The 25,117-nt window shown below is 46.0% G+C and carries 18 protein-coding genes; 6 read left to right on the top strand and 12 right to left on the bottom strand.

Going from position 1 to position 25,117, the window contains the following annotated elements:
- From NE473_RS14800 to NE473_RS14790, 3 genes are all read right to left on the bottom strand, one after another.
- The coding region (locus NE473_RS14800; protein ID WP_256265299.1) for a hypothetical protein at nt 1-6,718 on the bottom strand (6,718 nt) is incomplete at its 3' end.
- Between the two features lie 13 nt (nt 6,719-6,731).
- Nucleotides 6,732-7,625, bottom strand: a complete 894-nt coding sequence (locus tag NE473_RS14795) for a hypothetical protein (RefSeq protein WP_055651960.1) — start codon at nt 7,623-7,625, stop codon at nt 6,732-6,734.
- A gap of 332 nt (nt 7,626-7,957) precedes the next feature.
- Nucleotides 7,958-9,148, bottom strand: a complete 1,191-nt coding sequence (locus NE473_RS14790) for a phosphopentomutase (protein ID WP_055651961.1) — start codon at nt 9,146-9,148, stop codon at nt 7,958-7,960.
- Nucleotides 9,149-9,474: 326 nt separating this feature from the next.
- Here NE473_RS14790 and NE473_RS14785 point away from each other — a divergent pair, with 326 nt between their 5' ends.
- From NE473_RS14785 to NE473_RS14760, 6 genes are all read left to right on the top strand, one after another.
- Nucleotides 9,475-10,200: a phosphatase gene (locus tag NE473_RS14785; protein WP_055651978.1), complete on the top strand. Its 726-nt coding sequence runs from the start codon at nt 9,475-9,477 to the stop codon at nt 10,198-10,200.
- Nucleotides 10,197-11,135, top strand: coding sequence for a LysR family transcriptional regulator (locus tag NE473_RS14780; RefSeq protein ID WP_022030362.1), 939 nt, complete (start codon nt 10,197-10,199; stop codon nt 11,133-11,135). Before NE473_RS14785 ends, NE473_RS14780 begins: the two co-directional genes overlap by 4 nt.
- Nucleotides 11,136-11,273: 138 nt before the next feature.
- Nucleotides 11,274-11,669, top strand: coding sequence for a Fur family transcriptional regulator (locus NE473_RS14775; protein ID WP_022030363.1), 396 nt, complete (start codon nt 11,274-11,276; stop codon nt 11,667-11,669).
- 118 nt (nt 11,670-11,787) lie between these two features.
- Nucleotides 11,788-12,330: an NADH peroxidase gene (locus tag NE473_RS14770; RefSeq protein ID WP_022030364.1), complete on the top strand. Its 543-nt coding sequence runs from the start codon at nt 11,788-11,790 to the stop codon at nt 12,328-12,330.
- Between the two features lie 162 nt (nt 12,331-12,492).
- The gene (gene rbr / locus NE473_RS14765) at nt 12,493-13,029 is read left to right on the top strand and encodes a rubrerythrin (RefSeq protein WP_022030365.1); all 537 of its coding nucleotides are present in this window, start codon (nt 12,493-12,495) and stop codon (nt 13,027-13,029) included.
- Nucleotides 13,030-13,316: 287 nt separating this feature from the next.
- Nucleotides 13,317-15,572: a hypothetical protein gene (locus NE473_RS14760; RefSeq protein ID WP_055651962.1), complete on the top strand. Its 2,256-nt coding sequence runs from the start codon at nt 13,317-13,319 to the stop codon at nt 15,570-15,572.
- A gap of 164 nt (nt 15,573-15,736) precedes the next feature.
- On the opposite strand, the gene NE473_RS14755 is transcribed toward NE473_RS14760, so the two are convergent.
- From NE473_RS14755 to NE473_RS14715, 9 genes are all read right to left on the bottom strand, one after another.
- Nucleotides 15,737-17,305 (bottom strand): cation:proton antiporter, encoded by a 1,569-nt coding sequence (locus NE473_RS14755; protein ID WP_256265298.1) that lies wholly within the window; start codon nt 17,303-17,305, stop codon nt 15,737-15,739.
- A gap of 138 nt (nt 17,306-17,443) precedes the next feature.
- On the bottom strand, nt 17,444-18,340 hold the full coding sequence (locus NE473_RS14750; protein WP_006774133.1) for a fumarylacetoacetate hydrolase family protein: 897 nt from the start codon (nt 18,338-18,340) through the stop codon (nt 17,444-17,446).
- A 243-nt stretch (nt 18,341-18,583) separates the two neighbouring features.
- Nucleotides 18,584-19,312: a glycerophosphodiester phosphodiesterase gene (locus tag NE473_RS14745; RefSeq protein WP_055651964.1), complete on the bottom strand. Its 729-nt coding sequence runs from the start codon at nt 19,310-19,312 to the stop codon at nt 18,584-18,586.
- Nucleotides 19,313-19,329: 17 nt separating this feature from the next.
- Nucleotides 19,330-20,211: a carbohydrate ABC transporter permease gene (locus NE473_RS14740; RefSeq protein ID WP_006774130.1), complete on the bottom strand. Its 882-nt coding sequence runs from the start codon at nt 20,209-20,211 to the stop codon at nt 19,330-19,332.
- An 11-nt stretch (nt 20,212-20,222) separates the two neighbouring features.
- Entirely contained in the window at nt 20,223-21,131 is a 909-nt protein-coding gene (locus NE473_RS14735) for a carbohydrate ABC transporter permease (RefSeq protein ID WP_006774129.1), read from the bottom strand.
- A gap of 22 nt (nt 21,132-21,153) precedes the next feature.
- Complete coding sequence (locus NE473_RS14730) at nt 21,154-22,506, bottom strand: ABC transporter substrate-binding protein (protein ID WP_039891823.1); 1,353 nt, start codon at nt 22,504-22,506, stop codon at nt 21,154-21,156.
- A gap of 314 nt (nt 22,507-22,820) precedes the next feature.
- Nucleotides 22,821-23,450: a YesL family protein gene (locus tag NE473_RS14725; protein WP_022031500.1), complete on the bottom strand. Its 630-nt coding sequence runs from the start codon at nt 23,448-23,450 to the stop codon at nt 22,821-22,823.
- A gap of 33 nt (nt 23,451-23,483) precedes the next feature.
- Nucleotides 23,484-23,846: a DUF1667 domain-containing protein gene (locus NE473_RS14720; protein ID WP_006774125.1), complete on the bottom strand. Its 363-nt coding sequence runs from the start codon at nt 23,844-23,846 to the stop codon at nt 23,484-23,486.
- 1 nt (nt 23,847) lies between these two features.
- The gene (locus tag NE473_RS14715) at nt 23,848-25,113 is read right to left on the bottom strand and encodes an NAD(P)/FAD-dependent oxidoreductase (RefSeq protein ID WP_055651965.1); all 1,266 of its coding nucleotides are present in this window, start codon (nt 25,111-25,113) and stop codon (nt 23,848-23,850) included.
- Nucleotides 25,114-25,117: the final 4 nt, after the last annotated feature.

Here is a 25,117-nt window from a genome sequence, read left to right as displayed (position 1 = left end):
TGATCACTACCGCCGCACTTACGGCTTCAGTTTCCTTGTAATTCGGATTCGTCGCCTTTACGTATACGGTATGCGTTCCTGCTTCCGTAAAGGTCGGGGCCGTCTCACTGTATTCTGTTCCGTTGGTCGAATACAGCAGCGTAGATCCTTCCTTCTCCGCAGACGCACTTATCAGCCCATACGCCTTTCCATCATACTCTACAGTCTGGCCTTCCACCGTCACACGGTTTCCCTTTGCAGCTTTTACTACCAGATCTTCCTCAAAATAACTGATCTCATAGTTATCCTTATAGTCTTTTGCATTCTTGTCAGACACATCAGTTCCAGACGCTACTACCCGGTGCGATGATACAGTATTCTTGATTTTCCCCACATTGGTAATGCTTCCGTTTACATATACCTGCAGTTCCTGATTTGGTGCCGCATCCCCTTCGGTTATTTCAAATACTGGATTTGTCAACGGTTTCCCATCATAATCCTTTTCCTTATACAGAGTCTTGAATTTCAAAATACGCTTTTTAATGGTTACATCTACCCATGTCTTAACATCTGTATAACCTTCTTTACTTGCCCTGATTTCTACAGAATATTTACCTGCCTCAACTCCCGTTGGAGTATCCAGCCGCTCATAATCTCCAAGAACTCCATCTGCATATTTTGCCACTCTAAAAGTCAGTTCTGGTTCCTCAATTACTTCACCAGTTTCCTTAACTGTAACAGCTACATTTTTTAGAAGATTCTGCGCTGTTCCATCGTAAGTTAATTCTTGCGCAGTGGCAGTTACCTCCATACTTGCTTCAAAAACAATATGATATCTTGTCATATGGTTTGAACGCAGTTTCAGTGTCTTAAAATCATTATCAGTATTCTGTGTACTGTCAAATATACTGTCCCAACTGCCTGAATCGTTTTCCTGATCAACTGTAAAATATTTATAAACAAGGTTTGTCTTACCGGTTTCCTGTACATATAAATTTCTTACTTCATTAGCTCTCTCCTCTACCTCTTTTATAGTGTTTAAAGGAAGAGAGTCTCCATCAAAACCAGCGGCATTCCATGCAGTATTTATAATCCATTGTGATGAACTCTTCACATATGTTCCTAAATTATCAAGCGCATCACCAAGCCCGACACCATTAAACCAAAATTCATAACCGGCATCCTTCATAGATACAAATTCTGCAGTAAATACCAAATCATCATCTACAGGACTTTCAGCGTATGCTTCAAATAACTCTTTCGCTGAAGCATACTGTATATTTTCTCCTTCGACACTCCACTTACTAAATTTGTAATCAGTGTTCGGCGATGGAACCGGTATAAAGCTTTCTCCTGTAATAACCTTTTCGAATACGTCACCTGCGCCTATCGGATATGCAAAGCTGCTTGATGTAGTCCCCGCTTTTTCTAAACTTCCATTATCCCCTGCAGCAAATGTGATAGTCCTATATTCGCTTCCATCTCCTGCGAAAACCGGATATAATACAGTATCCTTAACTATCTCAAAATGATCGCCTGGATAATAAAGTGTCTTTACCTCAGAATCCAGATCGGGAGTCCAGGCAATAAACGATGTAGTAAGCTCAGATTCCGTTTCTAATGTTAAACCGATATTAGGTAAAACAGTGACTTCAGCTCCTTTTTCATACTTTTTACTATCAACCGGAACAGTTCCTTCGGCCATGCCTTTATCGTATGTAACCTGATACCACTGCTCATATTTAACTGTAATACTATGATTTTTTCTGACATTATAGAAAGTATAGCTATCCGCATTGGCTTTCATTTCTTCCGCGGACAGAACCTTCCCATCAATCTCAATCTTTACAAGCTTATAATCATCTAATCCACTATAGTCAAAAGCTGCATCCATTCCGTACTTAGCAGAAACCTGGCTATTGCTCACATCTCCACCATTATATAAGATTGAACCGTTTTCAACCCGCGTAGTGATCGTATATCTTTTCAAATCATAATACAGTCTAAATACATTTTGGTTACTATCATTTTCCCGTGAAAGTTTTTCTATCGTAACTTTCGTATCTGGAGCACTTAAATTAAGGTAGTATCCATCTTCCTCATATTTATTCTCATAATTTGATGTCTTTAACCTTAAACTGGTATCTGCAAGTCCCCGGCCATATTCAGTAACAAAATGAGAATATCCATTATCACCTTCTCTGTAAATCTCGATTTTATAATTCGCATACTTTGCGGCTGGATTTATGGTCCAAACAGCATACAAATTAATTTCATTGCCTGTCTTTGGTGCTTTACTTAATATGTCTGCTAATTCAATTTCCTGATTTGTGCCCACGATCGGTTCTGTTGCATCCGCAGTTAAAGCCCAACCCTGGAATACCTGTTGCGAATCTTCATTGCCTGGTATTTTCGTAGATACATAAATACTGTGGTTATCTTCTATAGAGTACCTGCTACTATCGGTAGGTGCTGTACCAGAAATCCCTCCATTCTCATGATACTTTACCGTATATATAATAGGTTGATTCGTTATAGATAAGGTTGCTGGCAGAGATTCATAGGTTTTTGTTATAGCAAACTCTTTATATTCGCCAGACGACGTTATTTTGGAAACAGTACCTTTATCAACCACTACTGTTGGCTCTGTATATCCGGGCTTTGCCTTGTATCGGAAACCAATCACATCATCTGTTCCTTCAAACCCGATTGGGGAACTTCCTTTAACAGCTGTTCCAGGCCATGCAGTCCATTCCGCCGGATTCCACGGGTATTTATCAGCTACCTTATACCGATATTCCGCTATGACACCTTCGCTTATATCTATTGGCATTACTTCAGAATGATCTTTTGCTCTGAAGTTTCCACCAGTTATTGTAATATCCGTCAAAACATTTGAAAATGTTACAGTATAGGAGTAACTCCTTCCATTAATCGAAACTAAATTAATATTAATATTAACAATTGCATTTCCCGCTTCATCATATAGTGTCTGAGAAGATTTTGCCCCCACTTTATACTCAGCTGGCACAGCTATGTCTACATCATTGACCTGAAATCCATTCATCTGCCAGTAAATATCAGATGCTGTAGTCATAGTAAATATTAAATTACCATTGTTTTGAATATATGTTTTTTTACCAGAATAACTTCCAGCCTTTTCATTTGAATGGGGAGAATACGTAGCGTTATGAAAATAACCCGAAGCTGCATTATTATGCGTTCTTATATACTCTGTATCAAATAAAAACTGATTTATTTTACTATACTTGATATTAACTGTTGTATCAGAATTAATCGGCCCATATCTGTAGGTTCTTACTCTATCAGATAATGCAGTCGTTTCCGGATTAATGATTTTGTTACCAATAGAAATGCTAACGTCATAACCAGCCGCTACTTTCACCTGAAAAATGAGATTCTCTCCTTTTTCTACTATAGTTGGCCCATCATATTCATTTTTACTGTTTTTATCATCTCCAGAAACCAAATAGGTAATTTTAAACTCTTCAAATTTTTCTATATAATAGAGTTCAATTTTTTGGTTATCTACCAATGCATAAGAAACATCTGATCCTATGGTATCATCACTATAGTAAACTGTATCTCCATCTTTTGTTATATAATTAACAGTGCCAGCTCCAATACCACTTACTTTAGCTTCCTTAAATCGGTATCCATCTACTTCTGGCGCGTTTTCTGCAATCATACCGGCAGGTATAATTCCATCATGCTGAGAACGCACGTGTCCTGATTTATCCATGTAATAGAATACCACAGAAATCTCTTCCCCAACCGGCACATACCAAATGTAAATATTATTATCTGCTAATTCTATTTTCTTTCCATCTGTACCAACACCCGAAAGGACACCTGCAGAATCACAAGTAATACCATTGACATTCGCAGATTCGTAATTATTTTCGGCAGTGGCCTTAGAAAAATGATAATTCTTGTTATCAACCGTAATTGTTTCTTCAGCCAATTCAGCTACTGGTATGATATCGCGATTTGCATCTACGGAAACTTTATTTTCATAATTGAAATTTTCTACAGGTCTATAGCCAGAGAATGCCCTCGAGTTTACAATTAACTCATATTCTGTTTTGTTCTTTATGAAGGTTAATGTATAAACCGAAAAATGTTCCGCTTCAAAGCTAATTTCACCTACAGCATCATTGCCTTCTACATTTACTGTTTCTGCTACTGTTTCAAGACTTTGAACTTCTTCAACAGCAATTTTATCAATATCTGCATCTGTTGTATCTACTTCACCTGTATCTACATGTAAAACTTCAACGGAGTCGGCCACAGCACTTTTCTTTTCAATATCTGTACCAGAAAAAGTGACCTCCACGTATCCATTATCACTCCAGCTGTTATCCAGTTCTTCACCGTCATGGAAAAGTTTAATGTCATAAGCCAATACAGCACTTACTTCTGTATTTTCTTCATGTTCCTTTTTCTCCTTAACAGCCTGCTCAACTTTCTCCGTAACTTCCGTCACCTTAGCCACAGTTCCTGCCGGAAGAATCCCTTCCTCTGCATGAAGACTCACCACAACGTCACCCAGAGTCTTACTGAAATTAAATTCCGGATGCTCCCCGGTCTCCGCCATAGCCACAACGATTTCCTGCTCTTCCTCAACTTCCGGAACAACAAATCGCTTAACGCCTGTATCTGCATTAGAATCCGTTGCATCATCCTCTTCAACTGCTTCAAGGCTCTCCCCGTTTGCAGTTACGCTGTCAATCACATAGCCAACCTGAGGCTTTACTGTAAATGTTAAATCTTTTCCTGCTTCTACATTCTTAGCGCCCTTTACAGCAGCCGTACCAACCGGTGTAACCGTATAAGTAACAGCGTAGCCTTCTTTGGACACATCAACATGCAGCTTATTTAAAGTGGTAACATAAGCCTTCGCATAATAAGACTCATCTAATACTATCTGACCATATGTCTTGCCGCTGGTGGTTCCTGTTTTGGATACTTCTTCTTTTTCTTCCTCATCTTCAGGCTCCACCGCCGGAGTATTATCATTCTTTCCGCCGTCTGCGTTTACTCCATGATCATTTCCAGCTGCATTTGTATCGTCTGCTTTGCTGTCCGCTGCAGCGTTCTTATCTGCCTCATCCTTGACGTTATCATCGATTACCGCGTTATCCTGATTATCAGCCGGTGCAGTAACTTCGCCCTGGCCATCCGCCTGATCGTCAGAAGGATTCTGACCTTCTCCATCGGCCGGTATCACAGAGTCTGCCTTATCTCCATCATCAACCGTATTACTTTCTACATCATCAGCCGGAGCCGCCGCTGCTTCCTTATTATCACTGTCACTGCTGTTGCTGTCTTCAGAATCTGCTTTAACCTCTTCTGCATCCTTCTTTTCTCCGACATCCGCCTTCTCTTTGGAATCACCGGAATCAGCTGAAACAACTTCTTTCTCTTCGTTTCTCTCATCAGAAGATGCTTTCTCATCACTTCCCGCCTCATTGTTCACAGAGGTTGTCAGAATATGAGTATAATTACGGATCACGGAAGCCGCAGAAACTACAGCGTCTCCACTACTGGAGGCCCCACTGTCGGAAGATCCACTGTCAGATGCCCCGCTTCCAGCATTCCCTTCGTCAGAAGACGCATTGGAACCGCCCTTGTCATCATTTGAAGACTGCTTATCTGCTCCGGCTTCTGATTTCTGGCCTTCTTCGGTCTTGCCGTTCTCAGAGTTCTGTCCATTATCGGATGAACCAGAATGATCAGCCGGATTCTGGATCTGCTCATCTTTTCCTGTATTTGCATTCTTATCGCTGTCCACATTGGCATCCGGATTCTGGATATCACTTCCAGCCGTACCGCTGCCATTATTTCCATTAATCTCCGGATTTCCTGCTGTTTCACCAGCAGTTCCGTTACCTTCATCTGCATTCCCTGCCGGATTCTGAATATCACTTCCGGTTGTGCCATTGTCAGTTCCTTCATTTACGCCGGCATCTGGATTTTCCACGGTTTCGTCAGTCGTTCCGTTTCCTTCGCCTGCATTTGCGTCCGGATTCTGTACGCTTCCATCCGCAGCATCGCTGTCCGGATTCTGTACATTTCCTTCAACGGTTCCATTTTCCCCGCCTGCATTCTCATCCGGGTTCTGTACTTCGCCGCCTGCCGCGCCGTTTGTACCTGCGCCGGCACCACCAGCTGCTCCTGCGCCATCTGAAGGCACGGTCGGTCCAGCTGCTTCTAATAAAGTGGAATTCCCCTTTACTGTAACCTTCTGTGTCGTATAACCGTCAATTCTGGAGCGGAAGGTCACTCTCGCACTGGAATCATTGATATACAGGAAAATGATATCCTCATCGCCTGTAATCTGATATCCTTCCGGATCTCCATTGATACGGATAAACATACGCAGTTCTGCTCCATCTGCATATTCCTCCTCATCCATATCATAAGCCGGTGCAAACTCAAACACAGAACCTGTTTCAAACAGTCTCTGATATTCCTTTGCAAGGCTTCGGTCGGACGTATCCACACCGAGATCCTCAAAATTAAATTCATCGCCATTATCAATGGCTGCCTGAGCGGAATCCCTCAAATCTTCCCCGCTCATCACAAATGTGGCATTCTCTTTCTCAAAAGCAGACGCCACATCCGCCCATGATACCATGTTAAAAGAAGTCATTGTAAGAACAAATGACAGAAATCCTGCCAGACCTCTTCTAAACTTTTTCTTTAACCCTTTCATAGTTTCCCCTCTCTTACCCTTCCATTAGGGCACTCTTTCTATAATTATTTAAATATCGTTCTTCATATAAAATTCGTCCGTCACTGCCTTCCAGTGCGGAGGCCATCAGGAGAACCAGTTCCATAAAACTTCGGAACGCCTGTTTTTCACCGGTTTCTCTCCAGCGTATGACACCCTGCCAGGTTGAATGCTCCCTGAACAGGATTTTTATCAGAAAGGTGGCTTCTTTCCCGCCTTCCCGGTATACGGACCACATCTTATCCGGTATGATCCTGATATCATCGCCCTGTCCTCCGGAATCGTCCTCCTTCAGACTTCCAAGTCCGATAAAGTGCCCCATGGCATCGGCCAGGGCTATGGTTCCCGTAAAATCTTCCAGATAATTGAGAAATGCGTTCTGAACGCTTCCTGTCAGCAATCCGCCTTCGAAAGAATCTACCGCGATCTGGCAGACATTTGAGGTCTTTTGTAACTGCTGCCGTTCGACCGGTCCGTTTAATACCCGCTCAATCCAGTAGGTCATCTGCAGAAAGCTCTCAAATTCCTGTTTTTCCTGTCCTTCCAGCCAGAAGATCTCTCCCTGCCAGCTTGCATTGTATCTGAACTTTACATTAAGATTAAATGTGGCCAGAGTACCGTTTTCCAGCTGATCATATTCCTGGACGGGTGGTCTGGGTAACTTCGTTCCGCCAAACTTCCGGTAATCCATCGTTCTCTTCGGATATGCCAATTCATCAAATATCCGGTTCATGTGAAGCATCATCTCCAGGAAATTCCTGAACCGGATCCCCGGTGCTGCTCCTTCATGATAAATGACACCGCTCAAACAACCATTCTCAAATCCATTTACCGATATCCTGAAGTAACGGGAAGAGTTGCGGTTCATACTCATCTTTGCTATCGTCATAACTTTTTCTTTCTCCCTTAGTTTAGAGCCTTTACGTTATCTATTTTCATTACATTTTCTTCAAAAAAATATAGTTTCACCCAGTGTCTGTAACCAGTATATACCATATCGGTTACAAATTGGTTACATTTTGAGTATTTTTGAAAATTAATTAAAATTGTTTGTAATGTGTGACCGTAATCATAAACATAGTTTTAAACCGAGGTCCGCAAACGCAAAAAACGCCGGAAATACCGGGAGATCACAGTCTCCTTAAGCATTTCCGGCGCACATTTTACATCATTCATTCAGTTTTGTTCTTACACCTGGTTACACAATCATCGTGTAACCTCTTATTTTAATTCATTAAGCATCGATTTTCCAATTGTTCCTTTCGGCATTGTAACTCCAAAATTATCCGCGATCGTAGCTCCAATTACAGCAAAAGTATCTTCTGAGGGGATTCTTCCGCCCCCACTCATGGATGGCGAATACGCCAGAAACGGCACTTTCTCTTTCGTATGGTCCGTCCCCGTATACGTTGGATCGTTTCCATGGTCAGCCGTTAATATCAGCAAATCAGTCTCTTTTAACTTACTCAGAACGATTCCCAGCTTCTCGTCAAACCGCTCAATCTCTTTCCCGTAACCAATCGGGTCACGGCGATGTCCCCACAGCGCATCGAAATCCACCAGGTTTACAAAGCACAGCCCGTGAAAATCCTTATCCATGACTTCGATGGTCTGCTCCATACCATGGACGCTGCTCTTCGACTTATAAGCCTCCGTAATCCCCTCGCCGTCAAATATATCTTTAATCTTGCCAATGCTTATCACATCATAGCCTGCTGCCTTTAAGGCATCCAGAGCGGTTTCTCCGTAAGGCTTTAACGCATAATCATGGCGGTTAGAGGTCCGTTTGAACTCCCCTTTCTTTCTGCCTGCATACGGCCTTGCAATCACACGGCCTACCTTCCACTCATCTTTCATTGTCAGCTCCCGGGCAATCTCACAGCACCGGTACAGCTCATCGAGTCCAAATGTCTCTTCATTTCCGCAGATCTGAAGCACGGAATCAGCAGAAGTGTAGACAATCATGTCGCCGGTCGCAATCTCGTGTTCTCCGTACTCCTCCAAAATCTCTGTCCCGCTGGCCGATTTGTTGCCCACGATCTTATGTCCCGTACGTCTCTCCAGTTCTTCGATCAGTTCCTTCGGAAATCCGTGCTCTGTAAATGTCTGAAACGGTTTTGTAATATGAAGTCCCATCATCTCCCAGTGCCCGGTCATGGTATCCTTGCCGGTACTGGCTTCATTCAGCTCTGTATAATAAGCCAGAGGCTTTTCGGCTGGCTGTACATGGGTTAACGGGTGCAGATTCGCAATTCCCATTCTCGCCAGATTCGGTATATGAAAACTCTCCATCCTCTCATCGATATGTCCCAGCGTATCCGTCCCCACGTCGCCATAGTCCGCCGCATTATCCATCGCTCCGATCCCCAGGGAGTCCAGCACGATGGTAAAAATTCTGCGATATTTTTCCATATTGTATCATTCTCCTTTTACAACTCTATTAGTATTGATCTGTTACTGGTATTATACTCCATAAAAATCGATTTATAAAAGGACAAATGTCTTAATGAAATATTTTTTCTCTAAAATATCAATTTTCAGCACAAAAACTCTCTGTAACACACGGTCTTTTCAGTGACAAATCTGTTTACTTTTATCCAAAATATGGTATATTTGTAATTAGAACGATTACGCTTCAGGCTGACACAAATTGTATAATAAAAAGGAGAAGAGGCCCTGGCAGGAACCGTGAGATTTTTATTCTGCTCATCGCAACGCTGGCCTCCATGTGCTTATTTATGAAAGATATTATGGATTTACACACCCATACCACCGCAAGCGGCCATGCTTACAACACGCTTTACGAGATGGCGCGGTCCGCTTCGGAGAAAGGGCTCACGCTGTTCGGATCGACGGACCACGCACCAAAGATGCCTGGCACCTGTCACGAATTTTACTTTATCAATTTTAAAGTCATACCGCGCACTCTGTTCGGCGTAAAGATACTGATGGGGTCAGAACTTAACATTCTGGATTACACGGGACGCATTGATTTAAGGGAAGGAATTCTGGAACGTCTCGACTACACCATTGCCAGCATTCACGAGCCCTGTTACAAATGCGGATCCGTTGCGGAAAATACCAATGCCTATTTAGGGGCCATCAAAAACCCTTATGTCAAAATTATCGGCCACCCGGATGACGGTCGTTTTCCTGTCGATTACGACACCGTCGTAGCCGCTGCCGCGGAACATCACACGCTGCTGGAGCTCAACAGCAGTTCGCTGCATCCGGCGAGCACGCGGATTCATGCGAAAGAAAACTACCGGGTTATGCTGGAATTATGTAAACAGTACAAGGCATCTGTCATCATCGACAGTGACGCCCACATTGAGGCTGACGTGGGAAATCATAAACTTGCCTGGGAGCTCATCGACGAGACCGGCTTTCCGGAGGAGCTGATTGTAAACGGTTCCCTGGACCGTCTGCTTCCGTATATCCCCAGGCTGAAGGAGTGCTTATGATCAACTTTCTGAATCTGGAATATTTTCTGGCCGCCGCCGAGGAGCTCAACATCACCCGGGCAGCAAAACGCCTCTATATATCCCAGCAGTCATTAAGCAATCATATTTCCAATCTGGAAAAAGAGTTTGACGTCCAGCTGTTTAACCGGACGACACCGCTGACACTTACCTATGCCGGAAGAGCGCTGAAGCAGCGTGCCAAGCAGCTTCTGGAATTAAAGGACGAGACCTACCGGCAGCTGGCAGACATCAAGGATTTTACCACCGGCCAGATATCCATCGGAGTGTCCCACACACGGGGACGTTTCCTCCTTCCTGCGATTCTGCCGGTCTATCGCGAAAAATTTCCGAACATTGAGCTTCACCTGGTAGAGGGCAATTCATCCGAGTTAAGCACTTCCCTGATCCGCGGCGACATCGACTTAATCATTGACCTGCTTCCATTTAAGGCGGAAAATGTGGAGACCGTCACCATCTGTGAAGAAGAGATTCTGCTCATTGTACCAGATCAGATCCTGGACCGCTTTTTCCCCGGCCGGCAGGAGGAAGTAAAGAGTCAGCTGGAAGAGAATGCGGATGTGCGTCTCTTGAAGGATTGCCCGTATCTTCTTATTAATAAAGGAAACCGCGTTCGGACGATTGCCGATGAAATTTTTGAAGATGCCCAGATTACGCCTTCTATCATTCTGGAGACGGAAAATATTGAAACGGTACTGGCCCTGGCCTCCAAAGGAATGGGGATCACCTTTTATCCAAAGATGTTTATCTCAGGGACCGGACTCATAACCGAGATGCCCAGGAACAAAAAGGGACTTAATTTCTATTCCCTGCCCAAAGGGCGCACCCACGGGATTCTGGCTTTTGGTTACCACAAAGGCCGCTATCTGTCTCAGGCTACGGAAGAATTCATCCGGATCGCCAGAGAAAACATATAAAACGATACTAATATAGAAAAAACCGCGTATTTACCTGCATTTTTGGTCTTCACGGCATTGACAATCATCTTTTGGTGGTGTATTATTAAATAGTAACCATTATCAGTATCATTACTATTTTAATGCAAAGGAGCTGCTATGAAGACATTGAAGTATAGCCGTCAGCGGGAATCCATCAAATCTTGTTTGATGGCCAGACATGACCATCCGACTGCCGACGCCCTATACACATCGATCCGCGAAGAATATCCAAACATCAGCCTTGGGACTGTCTACCGCAATTTAAATCTGTTGGTGGAGTTGGGGGAAATTCAGAAGCTAACATGTGGAGATGGGGCAGATCATTTTGATGCAGACACTTCACCGCACTATCATTTTGTTTGCAGGGACTGCGGCCAGGTCTTCGACCTGCCTTTGAAAACCCTGGATAACATTAACCAACTGGCTCAGGAATATGCGGACGGCCATGTTGACAGCCATACCATCTATTTCTACGGTACCTGTAAAAATTGTTTAGAAAAAAATTTGCAATAAGTATTGACAGGAACAGAAAGATGTGCTAAATTAATATCAGTAATCATTACTGTTATTGATTACAACAAAACAAGTTTAAAAAATACAAATATATAAAAAAGAAAAGGAGACATGAATTATGAAGAAATGGGTTTGTACAGTATGCGGTTATGTTCACGAAGGAGAGACAGCTCCGGAATTTTGTCCAGTATGTAAGGTACCGGCTGAGAAGTTCAAATTACAGGAAGAGGATATGACATGGGCAGCTGAGCACGAATTAGGAGTAGCTCAGGGCGTTCGTGAAGATATCATCAAAGACTTAAGAGCAAACTTCGAAGGAGAATGTTCCGAGGTTGGTATGTACTTAGCTATGTCCAGAGTCGCTTTCAGAGAAGGCTATCCGGAGATTGGCATGTACTACAAGCAGGCAGCTTTCGAAGAAGCTGATCACGCTTCCAGATTCGCTGAATTACTTGGCGAGTGCGTAACTGCAAGCACAAAGAAGAACCTTGAATTAAGAGTTGCTGCTGAGAACGGCGCTACCGCAGGTAAGGTTGACTTAGCAAAACGTGCAAAAGAGTTAAATCTTGATGCAATTCATGATACCGTACATGAGATGGCAAGAGACGAAGCTCGCCACGGCAAAGCATTCAAGGGTCTGCTTGACAGATACTTTGGCTAATTCATAATATTCACTTCACCATCTTCAGGGGACGGCATAACATGATTATACCGTTCCCTGGTTTTTCACTGAAAGAACCGCAGGAAAACCATTTGGTGACGTCAGAAGCTATCGTTGAAACGATGCACACAAAAGAAAATAATAATCAGGAGGGTTTATCACATGTCTAAATATGCAGGAACAAAAACAGAAAAGAACTTAATGGACGCTTTTGCAGGCGAGTCTCAGGCAAGAAATAAATATACTTATTATGCTTCCGTAGCAAAAAAAGCCGGATATGAGCAGATGGCTGCTTTATACTTAGAGACAGCAGATCAGGAAAAAGAGCATGCGAAAATGTGGTTCAAGGAATTCCACGGTATCGGCAGTGTGGAAGAAAACCTTGCAGATGCAGCGGAAGGCGAGAACTACGAGTGGACTGATATGTACAAGAGAATGGCCGAGGAAGCCAGAGAAGAAGGTTTCGAAGAGTTAGCCATCAAGTTCGAGTATGTTGGAAAAGTAGAGGCCGCTCATGAGAAACGTTACTTAAAGCTTCTTGACAGCTTAAAGAATGACAAGACCTTTAAGGGTGACGCTCCTCTTGGCTGGAAGTGCCGCAACTGCGGATACGTTCATGAGGGACCGGAAGCTCCTGAAATCTGCCCGACATGTGCACACCCGAAGGCTTATTTTGAAAGAAAAGTTGAGAATTATTAATCTTTAATACGAAAAGGAACTGGATGTTACGCTGTACAGACAGCGGAATAAACAGTATCTTTGAAAATAACTCCTTATTGGAAGGAATTTGACTGTTGCGATTCTTTTCAATAAGGAGTATTTTTGTGCCTTCGGGAACGTCTGCAGAAGTAATGATATTCTCCGGAAATATCATGGCGATAACCACAACACCATGCTACAATAGAAGTATACAGAACCATTGTTTGAGTTAACGGTAACCTCACGATTTTACATCTATTTTTAGAGAAAGGCAAAAGGGGCCGCCAATGCAGAAACAAAATAACAAAAGAAATCCAAAGTCCCCCGGCATCCACGCATTTTTCGGTAAAAAACGTTACATTCTGATTTTACTCCCGCTGTTTTTACTCCTGCTGTTTCTATTTCTCCTTCTTCTGTACTGCACAGCAGAGGATCATAAAGGGCCAGGTCACCCGGATGACTTTGACATCTATTCGAACAGCCGGGTACCGCCAGACAGTACCAGAGGCAGTGATCCTCTTCCGGATTACACCACGGATACAAAAAGTACTGTTTTCGAAGACAGAGACGGAAAGCTGGATTTCCTGGACAGATATCTTGATATGCCTTCTGAGATCATCGATACGGCGTATCACATTATTTATCAGGATAACTCCAAAGGACGGGTTCCAGGTCCTTCAGACTATGATATCCGAGCCGCCTTTACAGTAGCTGCAGGCGATCTGCCGCTCTGGACAAAGGACATGAAGAAAATTCTTCCGGAACAGGTTAATCCGGACTGGTGGGAAGACTTAAAGATATCTGACTTTACATGGGATATCCCCTCAGATGCAGAATATTACAAACGCCCCGGCTCGGAAAGTTATATCGTGGTCTGCCCCGGCCTTAACCTGATCTTAAAAATGGTATCGACGCAGACGCTTCCGGTTCCTCTTGAGAATTCCGCTTTCCAGAAGGAGCTGCCGGAAGAACTCCCGGGGTACGATCAATTCAAATTCCTGGCTGCTGATGCACTGGGATACGATCATTCTGCCGTACCTTACATAAGAGCTGCTCTGACCGAAAAGACGTACACAGCTGACGGAGCGGAACTCACCCTTGTCTGTTACCGGGCTATGTTCTGCAATAGCCCACTATATGGAATTCCTGTCCTTGTCATTATCGGTGAAGACAGCACCTCCTGCATGGTTTTGTGCGGCGGTTCCTACGATGATGAATGGTATCTGGCGGATATTAATGGAGACGGCCGGGATGAACTCCTGATGCAGCATTTAACCGGCATCACCGGAGGCGCCGGCGCCTATGAGAGCGCTATCTACCGCCTGACTGACGGCGGTCCGTCTAAACTGTTCGGCAGCCCGGATCCGGATGGAAACGGCTATTTCGATACGTATTTTTCGCTTCATCTCTCAGAGGGATATACCCATACCGTGCAAAACGGCTCTGCCGGTTTTTACACTGTCTTCACACGCAAAGGCCCGGAGGGAAATCCATACTTTGACGCAGAAGGAAACCTCACCGATGAAGGCAGAGAAAATAATGAAACTGACTGGCTGAACACCGATCCCTGTTTCTATCTCTTTAAGCCTGTAGATACGGACGGTGACGGCATTTACGAGATCATGACTGCCCAGTATACGTATCTCTATGGGCGCGCGGATGGCCTGGGTACCGCGTATACGCTTCTCAAATGGGACAACAGTATGGAACGCATGTATATTCAAAAAGCCGGCTACTGGCCCTATGAGGATCACGAAGATGACTCTCAGGATTACTACCAGCGGTGGGAAGACTATGAGAACACCTGGTATCAGAAGGAAGAACCGTCTCCGGGCGATTCTCTTAATTCGAAGGAGCTGATCAAGGCTGCCTCCGATCAAATCCGGGCAATTGACTTCCATGTAAGGCAGTATCCTGTCGATACATCTCTGTTTGATTCAGAAATGGACAGGAAATACAGGAAGGCATTTTATCAGGCTGTAACCAACCTGAAACCGGTGCTTTGCCGGGCATACCGGTCACTGGATTATGAGGAAAACACGTATCAGTATATCCTGAGAAGTGACTCCTTAAGCGACCAGGAATTTTTAAGGCAGGAACTGAAACAGGATTCCGGCTACTATTATACAGACTATGACGGCGATGGGCTGCCGGAGCTGATCATTCGGAATACGGGACTCTACGGTTTAAAATATGATCCGAAGCAGGATAACGTCTACCTGTTTCTTTCAACTTACAGCAGTTACAGCTATTTCATGGGCGCCGGGCAGATCTTCTGGCACAATCCGTGTCTTGCCGGCAAAGATATCTACAGCTACGAATCGGAAGACAGAAATGGAAACCGGATTTATGCCGGTTTTGAAACAATCTACCATTGGGATGAAGACAGTTCGAGTGAGTCATATTACATATCGACAAACGATTATATGGATGTAGAGGTGAGCAGGAATCTGTGGGAAGAGCTGATCAGCCTGTTGTTTGACGCCTATGAGGAAACTCCCGCACCAGAATCCTACGAGGAATTTTTTAAAGGGTGTTATTAAAACGTATTGTCTTAGAAAAGGACTGGAAAAGTCCATGAAAAAGAACGCCTCCAGGTTCTGTACCTGAAAGCGCTCTTTTTTCATGGGCTTTTTATACAGGCTTCCATCCGCTCAAAATCACGTTCCTCCAGATGGATTCTGTTTTCTATCATATACCGAAAAGACTATTTTTTCTTCTTCCTCGCCTTCCCCTTTCTGGCATTCTTCTCTTTCTCCGGCTGGATTTCGCGTTCGATGTCGTAGTCCTCTTCCTGATCCTCCACTCCCGCCTCCAGTTCCTTAATCTGCTCCAGGAGCTCATTTTTCCGCCCTTTTCCGCCGCGATGATTTTTTCCGCTGTTGTTGTCACAGATCAGGTCAGCCGACTCTTCTGCCTCTGCTGCAGGATTTTCCTCTTCGCCGCAGCTGCCGTCACTCTCGCAGGGTGCTTCATTCTCCCATGCTCCGTCATCTTCCCCATGTTCCTCATTCTCCTGGGCAATCAGGTTTTCCTCATGTATCTCCGCCTCCCGCTCCTTTGCCACTTCCTTCATTTTTTCCGTAGTAATGCTGCCGGAAAGGAACAGCGACATCTTTGCGCAGACCGGCCCCACCATCTCGTAGAGGACGGAGGAGGACAGAATAATCGTCAAAAGCAGCTTTCCCATCTCCTCCGGAAGCAGCCTCTGTCCCAGAAAGGCCAGACCAATGGCGACGCCTGCCTGCGGGATCAGTGCCAGGCCCATATAATTCCGTATCTCCCTGCTGGTTCCCGTAATCAGACAGCTGATATACGTTCCCAGATATTTTCCAATGATTCTCACAATGAAATAGGCCAGTCCCACAGCTCCCACCGTAGTAAGTGCCATTAAATCCAGATTCATGCCTGACACGATGAAAAAGATGGACATTACCGGAGGTGTAAAGTTATTGATCTGACGGTACAGCTTCTTATCACTGGTAAGATTGATATACGCCGCCCCGAAGATCATACAGGACAGCAACGGTGAAATATCGAGAGACGCGCAGATACCTGAAATCCCCAACAGCATGGCGATGGCCAGAATCAGCCTGTTATCCTTGCTTCTGGCCGGTATCAGCAGCCGGCTTAAGAAATAACCGCAGAAAAATCCCAGCCCCAGAGCCAGAATATTATAAACCACCGGCATCAGGAGCGTGGACATGGTCACCTCTTCCTCACCCGTCCGTCCGGCGATCCCCGCCACAATACTGAATGCCAGAAGGCACACCACGTCATCCAGCGCCACGATCTGCAGCAGCGTATTGACAAACTCTCCCTTGGCCTTATACTGGTTGATCGTCATCATCGTACTGGCCGGCGCTGTAGCCGTTGCGATCGCTCCCAGAATCAGTGCAAAATTCCACTCCATCCGAAAAACCCCCACACAGAACAGCGTTACCAGCACGCCGGCCAGCAGGGCCTCAAAGAGTGTAATAATGATAATCCGGCTTCCCGTCTTTAACAGTACTTCCTTCTTAAAAAACTTTCCAACTCCAAACGCGATAAACGCCAGTGCCAGATCGCTGACAAATCCCATGTGGCCGATGATATCCACGGGGATCAGGTTTAATCCGCACGGCCCGATCAAAATTCCGGCCATAATATAACCGCTTACCTTTGGCAGGTTCAGCGTATTGGTCAGCCTCGTCATAATAAATCCGGCAAACAGAATCACTGACAGAATCAGCAGCACTCTGGTGCCCTCACTTACCCCGGCTAAATATCCCTGCATTTTTTTGCCCCCTGTTCCCATTTATACTAAAAACTTCCCTTACTGCCGCAAGCGGCAAAAAAAGAGCAGGGAAATAAAACGAATACTGTTCGCTTTTATTCCTTACTCTTTCTCTCAAAGGTTTTTTATTCTGTTCTTTTATTCAGAAACCGTATTCTTAATGGAACCGATCCCCTCGATCACGCATTCCACCACATCGCCTGCTTTTAAAAACTTCGGCGGCGTAAAGCCCATTCCGACTCCGGAAGGAGTTCCTGTAGATATGATGGTTCCTGCCTTCAGCGTCATTCCCATGGACAGCTCGCTTACAATATGATCGATATCAAAAATCATCTGTCCGGTATTACTCTCCTGCCGCACCTCACCGTTTACGAGAGAGCGGATCGGAAACTTCGGCGGGTATTCCACACTGTCCGCAGTTAAAATACACGGTCCCATCGGCGTAAATCCGTCCAGACTCTTTCCAAAGTACCACTGCTTATGGGCATTCTGCACATTGCGCGCGCTCACGTCGTTAATAATGGTGTAGCCAAAGATGTGATCCTTTACCTGCTCCTTCGGAACCCGGTAAGCCTCTTTTCCGATGATCACGCCCAGCTCCGCCTCATAATCGAGGCTGTCCACGATATCGCTGTGAGCGGAAATCTCTCCGTCCGGATCAACCGTCCTGTTTACCCTTTTGGAAAAATAAACTGCTTCCTTCCGTACTCCGTCAAACGCTTCCTTCTTAAATCTGGCGGATTCCTCCGCATGCTCCATATAGTTAAGCCCAAGACAGATGATATCCTGTTCCGGCGCTTCGATCGGAGCCAGAATCTTTACCTCGGAACGCATGGCCGCCCCTGTGACACCGTACGGCTCCAATCCGGATACGTGCTCCAGCAAATCCTTTTCCGACTGGCTGAATCCCTTTACTACCTCCATCATGCTCGTATATTCCATGCCGAATGCCCGAAGCGGGTATACCCACATCTCATCCCTGCTCATAACCCCGATATCTTTTCTTCTGTCAACTTCATATGTCAGTAACTTCAACGTACTTCCTCCCTTACATGAACCACGGTTTTCCCGTACACGGCGAAACCGCGTCCGCGGCGCAGCCGAAGACGGCCGGAAAAATTTTCCCAACTTCTTATACTTTAACAATCCTTCTCCACAGAGTCAAGTAAGAATCCGAATTTTTGTCATTTCTGTGAAAATTGCCTGTACAAAAAGCCGTCTGTTTCCCCACCGCGTTCCATATAAAGTTCCTTTCCGGCACTTTTTTCGCCTCTCCAGTCAGCCTTTTTTCTCAACCCAGCTCCTGCAGATCTCCGGATAATTCGTAAAAATCCCGCTGCAGCCCCATTCATAAGTGTTCTCCAGGCTTTCCATGTCATTGATGGTCCAGACATTCACCCCGATTCCATGGTCTCTGCAGTTTTTTACGGTATTTTCTGTAAGTCCCTTGATTCCCGGATGGTAAAAGTCATAACCGAAGCGGCTGCAGTAGTATCCAGCATTTCCCAGGCCCCCATGCTCCAGCAGGGCTCCCCGGGGAATATCCGGCGCCAGCTCCTTCATCCGCTCCAGCGACAGGTGGTTAAAGGAAGAGAACATTACCCGGTCCTCCAGATGATACTTCCTTATAAGCTCCAGGGTCTTTTCCTCGATGTCCTCGTAATAATACACTCCCGTTTTGATCTCCACATTCGTCACAAATCCGTACTGGACGGCCCATTCACAGTATTCCTCAAAAGAGGGAATGGGGCAGAAGCTATATCTGCCCCCCTTAATCGTACCCGCATCCAGTTTTCTTAACTCCTCAAAGGTATAATCCTTCACCAGGCCCGTTCCATCCGTCGTCCGGTCAACCGCTTCATCGTGGATCACCACCACGGTTCCATCCTTTGTCAGCTGTACATCCAGTTCCATCCCGTCACAGCCGGTTTCCGCCGCCTTCTGAAACGCGAGCATGGTATTTTCCGGATACCTTCCGCTGTAACCTCTGTGTGCGTATATTTTCATGTTGCTCCCCCGGTTTCTTATTTCATTGCTGCCTTCGAATATCCGGTCAGCATGTATTTCTGGAAAATGAAGAACAGGATGATGACAGGTACAACCGCCATCACCGCGCCGGCCATAATCTCATGGTTGTTCATGGATTCAGCGCCGGCAAAGGTATTCTTTAAGTAGGCAAGTCCGACTGTAAGCACGCGGCGTTTCTCGCCCTTGGCTATGATCTTCGGCCAGAAGTAAGCGTTCCAGCCATTGGTAAAGGTTACTAACGTCACCGTAAATAACGTGGAGCGGCACATGGGCGCCAGGATCTTCGTGATAATGCCCACGCGGCCCAGCCCGTCGATCCGCGCGGCCTCGATATAGCTGTCATCAATAGCCATAAAGGTCTGGCGCAGCATGAATATGTAATACGGCGACACCGCTTCCGGAAGAATCAGGCCTAAGAAGGTATCTGACATTCCCCAGTTTGCCATCATGATATAGATCGGAATAAACGTAACCTGAAGCGGAATCATCAGGGCGCCCAGAACGATGATAAAGCAGAAGTTCTGGCCTTTAAATCTGCCCTTGGAAAATCCATAGCCCGCAAAGATACCGGTTACAACCTGACCGATCAGGATCCCTGCCGTCATGACTGCCGTATTAAAATAATATCTGGCGAAATTGCCTTTTCTTAACACATTGATATAGTTCTCGAAGTGGAATTCCTTCGGCCATAAGGTCGGCACCGGAAGCAGGATCTCCTCCTGGGATTTCACGGAAGACACCAGCATCCAGTAGATCGGGAACACGATGATGATCAGGACGATAATCGCGAGAACCCACTGAACCGCCGTAATCGTCGCCTTTTTTCTTCTGGCGGAACGGTTAATATCCCGTCCGTCCTTCATTGTATGTTTCTCCATGTTGTTCCCCCCTATGAATCGTACGTCACATTGCCGTTAGATACCTTCATGGTAGCCACCGTCACCACCAGCAGAAGCAGGAAGAAGAAGATAGCCACTGTGGAAGCGCGGTCCATTCGGAAGTCTTCCATTGCATAACGGTAAATGTTATACACAAACACTTCGGTCGAACGGTACGGACCGCCCTGCGTTAAGATATCTACGGACTGGAACACCTTCATGGAAGAAAGGAAGGTGGTGACAAATAAAAACAGTGTGGTCGGCGACAGCATCGGTATCGTAATCTTAAAGAACCGCTGTACCGCGTTGGCTCCGTCTAAGGAGGCGGCTTCATAATAGTCCGTGGAGATACCCATCATGGCGGACAAATACACCATCATTCCATAACCCACGCACCGCCACCCGGTCAGCATCAGGACCGAGATTAAAGCGGTGTGACGGTTTCCCAGCCAGTCTACCTTACTGATTCCAACCAGAGACAGGAGGTAATTTAAAATACCGCCGTCCGTATTTAAAATCCACAGGAACACAACGGCCGCTGAGGACATGGCCACATATTTCGGCATGAAAACAATGGCTCTCATGGCGGAGAAACCCTTCGTCATCCGGTTAAAGATCAGGGCAAAGATCATACCCCCTACCAGCGTGATGAAGATTTCGCCGGCCGAATAGAGAATCGTTACCTTTAAGGAGTTCCAGAGATATTTGGTACCGGAGCCTCCAAACAGCCACTTCCAGTTTTTAAATCCCACATAGTGCCACGTATCATTTAACATGTTCCAGTCCGTAAAACTGATCCGGAACAGCTCCGCGATCGGATAATAAGTAAATACCGCCAGGAATATCAGTACCGGAAGCACACAGGCAAAATCCTTCATCGCGGATACTTTTCTTGGATTCATACGTTTTTTCTCTTTCATATGTTACCCCCGCCTTACTGCATCAGGAATCTCCCAATACGTCATCAATTTCTTCGGCCATCTTTTCCATGGATTTCTGCGTATCTCCGCCTTCCAGCATGAGCTGTGCCATGTCGTTCTTCCAGATGTTGGCCATCTGAGACCATGCCTTATGCTGAATTCTCGGCTGAATTAAGTCCAGATTATCGAAAATACACTGGAACGCCGGTTTCTCTTCCAGGAATGCCTTTCCTTCATCGGTTGTGAGCACGGACTTTCTGGTCGGAATATATCCGGTTCCTCTTGCCCATGTTAAGTTTACTTCCTTGCTGCATAAGTACTGCATAAACTGCCATGCCGCGTTCTTCGTAGCCTGATCGTTCTTGGATGGGATTAACAGCACGCAGCCGCCGATCTCCTGGTTCTTTGTCTCGCCGCCCGGAAGCCATGCCATACCAATCTCAAAATTACACTGGCTCAAATAGTTCGTATACAGGGAGCTTGTATGTACAACGGAAAATGCCTCGCCGTCGATAAAGTGCTGACGCATGATGGAGGACGCGTCATCCGCGGTTCCTGTCCAGTATGTATAGCCCTTATCGCACCACTCTTTAATCTTGGCCGCGATCTCCACTGCCTTCTCATCGCCTAGGTCTGTGGTTACCTGGTCATCATTGATGATCTTTACGCCCTGATTTAAGTAGAAGGTCTCATAATACCACTGATCCCAGCCCGGCATAATGGTTCCGTATACGGCAGTCGTTCCGTCGGCGTTGATCTTGGATGTCTTCTCAAGGAACGCATCCATATCTTCCCACTTCTCAGGAATCTCGACTCCCAGCTCGTCCGCCATATCCTTGTTGTAATAGACGATCTGTGTGGAAATCAGGAAGGGAAGGGATACCTGCTTGCCGTTATAGCTGGAAGCTGAGATCATACCGTCTCCAAAGTCCTTTAAGTCATAGCCGCTGGCCTGAATGTATGGCGTCAAATCTTCTGTCAGGCCGCCCGCACCGTATTCTGCGACGTAGGGAGTATTGGCAACCGTAATTGCCGGAAGATCTGTTCCTGCCGCATGAGCCGCTACCAGAGCCTCATTTAATTTCTTGTAGCTTCCGATATACTCGGCTTCCACCGTAATCATATCCTGTGACTTGTTGAAATCGTCTACCACCTTCTGCACAGTCTCTGAATACTGTTCCTCCAGCGCGTGCCACCACTTGATGGTAATAGGTTCCGTCACTTCATACAGAGACGGGTCCACCTCCGCCACAGTCTGTGCTTCTGTCTGCGCGCCGCCGCCCGCCTTGCCTGTGGAACCTCCGCCGCTGCATCCGCTCAGCGTTCCTGCCATCATTGCAGCCACCATTAATAATGCAATACCCCTTTTCTTCATGTCTTTACGACTCCCTTCCGCTGCTCTCTGAGACCTCTCCGCCCGAAGGTTACGACTCCTCCCGGCGGAAAAAACTGCAATAAAAAAGAGATTGTGCATGCGCCGAAAGCATATTGCTCATATGCATCCTACACTTGCTCCGATCTCAGTCTCTCTCAAGCAACCCATATTCTTTTCTGATAGGACTATGGTATCACAGATTATTCCATTATGCAAGCTATTATTTATCTATTTTGTATAATTTTTTTATTTTTTCTTTTCTCTTTTTATTTCCTTTTCATAAAAATTGACTTTTTTTTAACAATTATTACCAGTTACTCTTCCTCATCTTTCATGTATTTATAAAAAATAGAACGATAGAAAAAGGAAGCCACATAACTTCCCAGTGCAAACCAAAACATAAAAAGCATGGGGAAGAAATACGTAATAACTGCTGTAATTCCATATATTACAAGGATTGTTATGGAAACGTGAAGATTTCCGACAGACATGACAAAGGAATCCCTTATCACTTTCAAGGTACCGACATGAAAGAAAGCAAGAAGCGGAAAGAGATAAATTATTGTTAATAAATAGACAAAAATTGCGCCCGTCAGCAGGAAAAACGCGATGAAACGAATCGCCCCCAGCGGAGCCAGAAACTGACAGCACCACAGATCAAACACCAAAAATGCGCCTGCCAGGACTGCACCGATCCAGAGAATGGTGGCCTGGACGAAATTCTTCTTAAACCCTTCCCGGAAGGTCTTCCAGACGTATCCCTCCTCGTCTGCCGTCAGCCGGAGCGTATACTGAAACAGAGCGGTAGTCGCCGCCCCCGCAGTCACTGCCGGGATGCTGAAAAGGAACCAGAAGAAGCTGAGAACACAGATATCCGTTACCCTTTCCATAAATGCCCAGAACCGGTTCTCCGGATTAAAAAATCTGTTGATATTCCATCTCATACGTCTTCTGATTCCTTTCTTACCTAAAGTCTGTTAAGCCAGTTCTACATTCTTCGTCGCTACAATGGAGACACCCGTACCCGCGCAGTCCGGTATTACCACATCCCCGATCTTCACCGGAGCCGGTATCGTCACTTTGCGTATCTCATCCATGCATTCGAAGATCTTGCCCTTCGGTATATCGTGCTCCGTCTTTACAGAAACCATCTCGATGGTTCCTCCAGACACATGAACGGAAGAGGTAACAATTCTGGTAGGGCTTAACACTTCCTTCTTCGCGTAATCGGCACCTCTCGCACAGGTATTGCCGGAGACCTCCACTTCACCGCCTTCCAGACGGACCGTCAGGGGACAGCCAAGCGGACAGCCGATACAGATTAACTCTCTAACCTCCATTTTACTCCACCTCCGTACAAATCACAATATTTTTTAAGTCGGGGCAGCCGGAAAAGCTTTCTTTCTTTAACACGACCTGCTCCATCTCACCCGGTGCAAGGACTTTTTTCTTCTTTTTAGACACACGCACGCCGTCGTAATAGACGCTGATGAAGCGGTCCTTATAGACGTCGGCCACACGGAATCTCACTGTCACCTTATCCTTCATATGATCGATATCGATTGCCTGGGGGACCGTATAACGGACGCCGTTCTCCGCCTTTAAAGCGACGGTGCGGCCTGCCTCTTTTTCGCTTTCCGCCCCCACGTATGCAGCGGCATTGGCGCCGGCCAGCGTGGCCTCCTCGGAAACGTAATCTACCAGGTCATGGACGTGGAGAACATTGCCGCAGGCAAACACTCCGCTGGTATCGGTCTCCAGCTGATCGTTGACATTCGGTCCCTGGGTTACACGGTTCATGGATGCTCCGATCCCCTTTGTCAGTTCGTTCTCCGGAATCAGACCTACGGAAAGAAGGAGGGTATCACAGCTGTAATGTTCCTCTGTCCCCGGAATCGGTTTCCGGTTTTCGTCTACCCTGGCCAGAGTAATTCCGGTAACCCGTTCTTTTCCCTGAATATCAATCACGGTATGGCTGAGCTTCAGCGGTATGCCGTAGTCGTCAAGACACTGGACAATATTTCTCTTCAATCCGCCGGAATAAGGCATCAGCTCGGCAACGACCTTCACCTTTGCGCCTTCCAGCGTCATTCTTCTCGCCATGATAAGTCCGATGTCGCCGGAGCCTAGGATCACGACCTCACGGCCCACGCTGAAGCCCTCGATGTTCATAAGGCGCTGCGCCGTACCTGCCGAATAGATTCCGGCCGGACGGTAACCAGGAATATTTAAGGCGCCGCGGGGACGTTCCCGGCAGCCCATGGCCAGGATGATGGCCTTTGCCCTGATTACCTGTAATCCGTCCTCCCGGTTGATGACGGTGATCTCTTTCTCCTGATTGATATCAATGACCATGGTATTTAATTTATAGGGAATCTTTTCCTCTTCCACCATGTCTATATAGCGTGCTGCGTATTCCGGGCCTGTCAGCTCTTCCTTGAACGTATGAAGTCCGAATCCGTTGTGGATACACTGATTTAAGATGCCGCCAAGGCAGCTGTCTCTTTCCAGAATCAGGATATCTTCCGCTCCTGCCCGTTTTGCAGCCACCGCTGCCGCCAGCCCGGCAGGGCCGCCTCCGATGATTACGATATCATGTTGTGTCATATCA

The sequence above is a fragment of the Hungatella sp. SL.1.14 genome (genome assembly GCF_024460495.1).
GTDB classification, from domain to species: Bacteria; Bacillota; Clostridia; order Lachnospirales; family Lachnospiraceae; genus Hungatella; species Hungatella hathewayi.
Note: the sequence above shows the minus strand (reverse complement) of the source record. Positions and strands in the feature narration are given on the sequence as shown.

Bases quoted from the DNA above. Each gene is read 5' to 3' on its own strand.
- NE473_RS14770 (WP_022030364.1), top strand. From the start codon at position 11,788: ATGAAGAAATGGGTTTGTACAGTATGCGGTTATGTTCACGAAGGAGAG.
- NE473_RS14725 (WP_022031500.1), bottom strand. From the start codon at position 23,450: ATGAGATGGAATATCAACAGATTTTTTAATCCGGAGAACCGGTTCTGG.
- NE473_RS14745 (WP_055651964.1), bottom strand. From the start codon at position 19,312: ATGAAAATATACGCACACAGAGGTTACAGCGGAAGGTATCCGGAAAAT.
- NE473_RS14760 (WP_055651962.1), top strand. From the start codon at position 13,317: ATGCAGAAACAAAATAACAAAAGAAATCCAAAGTCCCCCGGCATCCAC.
- NE473_RS14730 (WP_039891823.1), bottom strand. From the start codon at position 22,506: ATGAAGAAAAGGGGTATTGCATTATTAATGGTGGCTGCAATGATGGCA.
- NE473_RS14735 (WP_006774129.1), bottom strand. From the start codon at position 21,131: ATGAAAGAGAAAAAACGTATGAATCCAAGAAAAGTATCCGCGATGAAG.
- NE473_RS14780 (WP_022030362.1), top strand. From the start codon at position 10,197: ATGATCAACTTTCTGAATCTGGAATATTTTCTGGCCGCCGCCGAGGAG.
- NE473_RS14720 (WP_006774125.1), bottom strand. From the start codon at position 23,846: ATGGAGGTTAGAGAGTTAATCTGTATCGGCTGTCCGCTTGGCTGTCCC.
- NE473_RS14790 (WP_055651961.1), bottom strand. From the start codon at position 9,148: ATGGAAAAATATCGCAGAATTTTTACCATCGTGCTGGACTCCCTGGGG.
- NE473_RS14715 (WP_055651965.1), bottom strand. From the start codon at position 25,113: ATGACACAACATGATATCGTAATCATCGGAGGCGGCCCTGCCGGGCTG.
- NE473_RS14795 (WP_055651960.1), bottom strand. From the start codon at position 7,625: ATGACGATAGCAAAGATGAGTATGAACCGCAACTCTTCCCGTTACTTC.
- NE473_RS14785 (WP_055651978.1), top strand. From the start codon at position 9,475: ATGAAAGATATTATGGATTTACACACCCATACCACCGCAAGCGGCCAT.
- NE473_RS14740 (WP_006774130.1), bottom strand. From the start codon at position 20,211: ATGGAGAAACATACAATGAAGGACGGACGGGATATTAACCGTTCCGCC.
- rbr (WP_022030365.1), top strand. From the start codon at position 12,493: ATGTCTAAATATGCAGGAACAAAAACAGAAAAGAACTTAATGGACGCT.
- NE473_RS14755 (WP_256265298.1), bottom strand. From the start codon at position 17,305: ATGCAGGGATATTTAGCCGGGGTAAGTGAGGGCACCAGAGTGCTGCTG.
- NE473_RS14775 (WP_022030363.1), top strand. From the start codon at position 11,274: ATGAAGACATTGAAGTATAGCCGTCAGCGGGAATCCATCAAATCTTGT.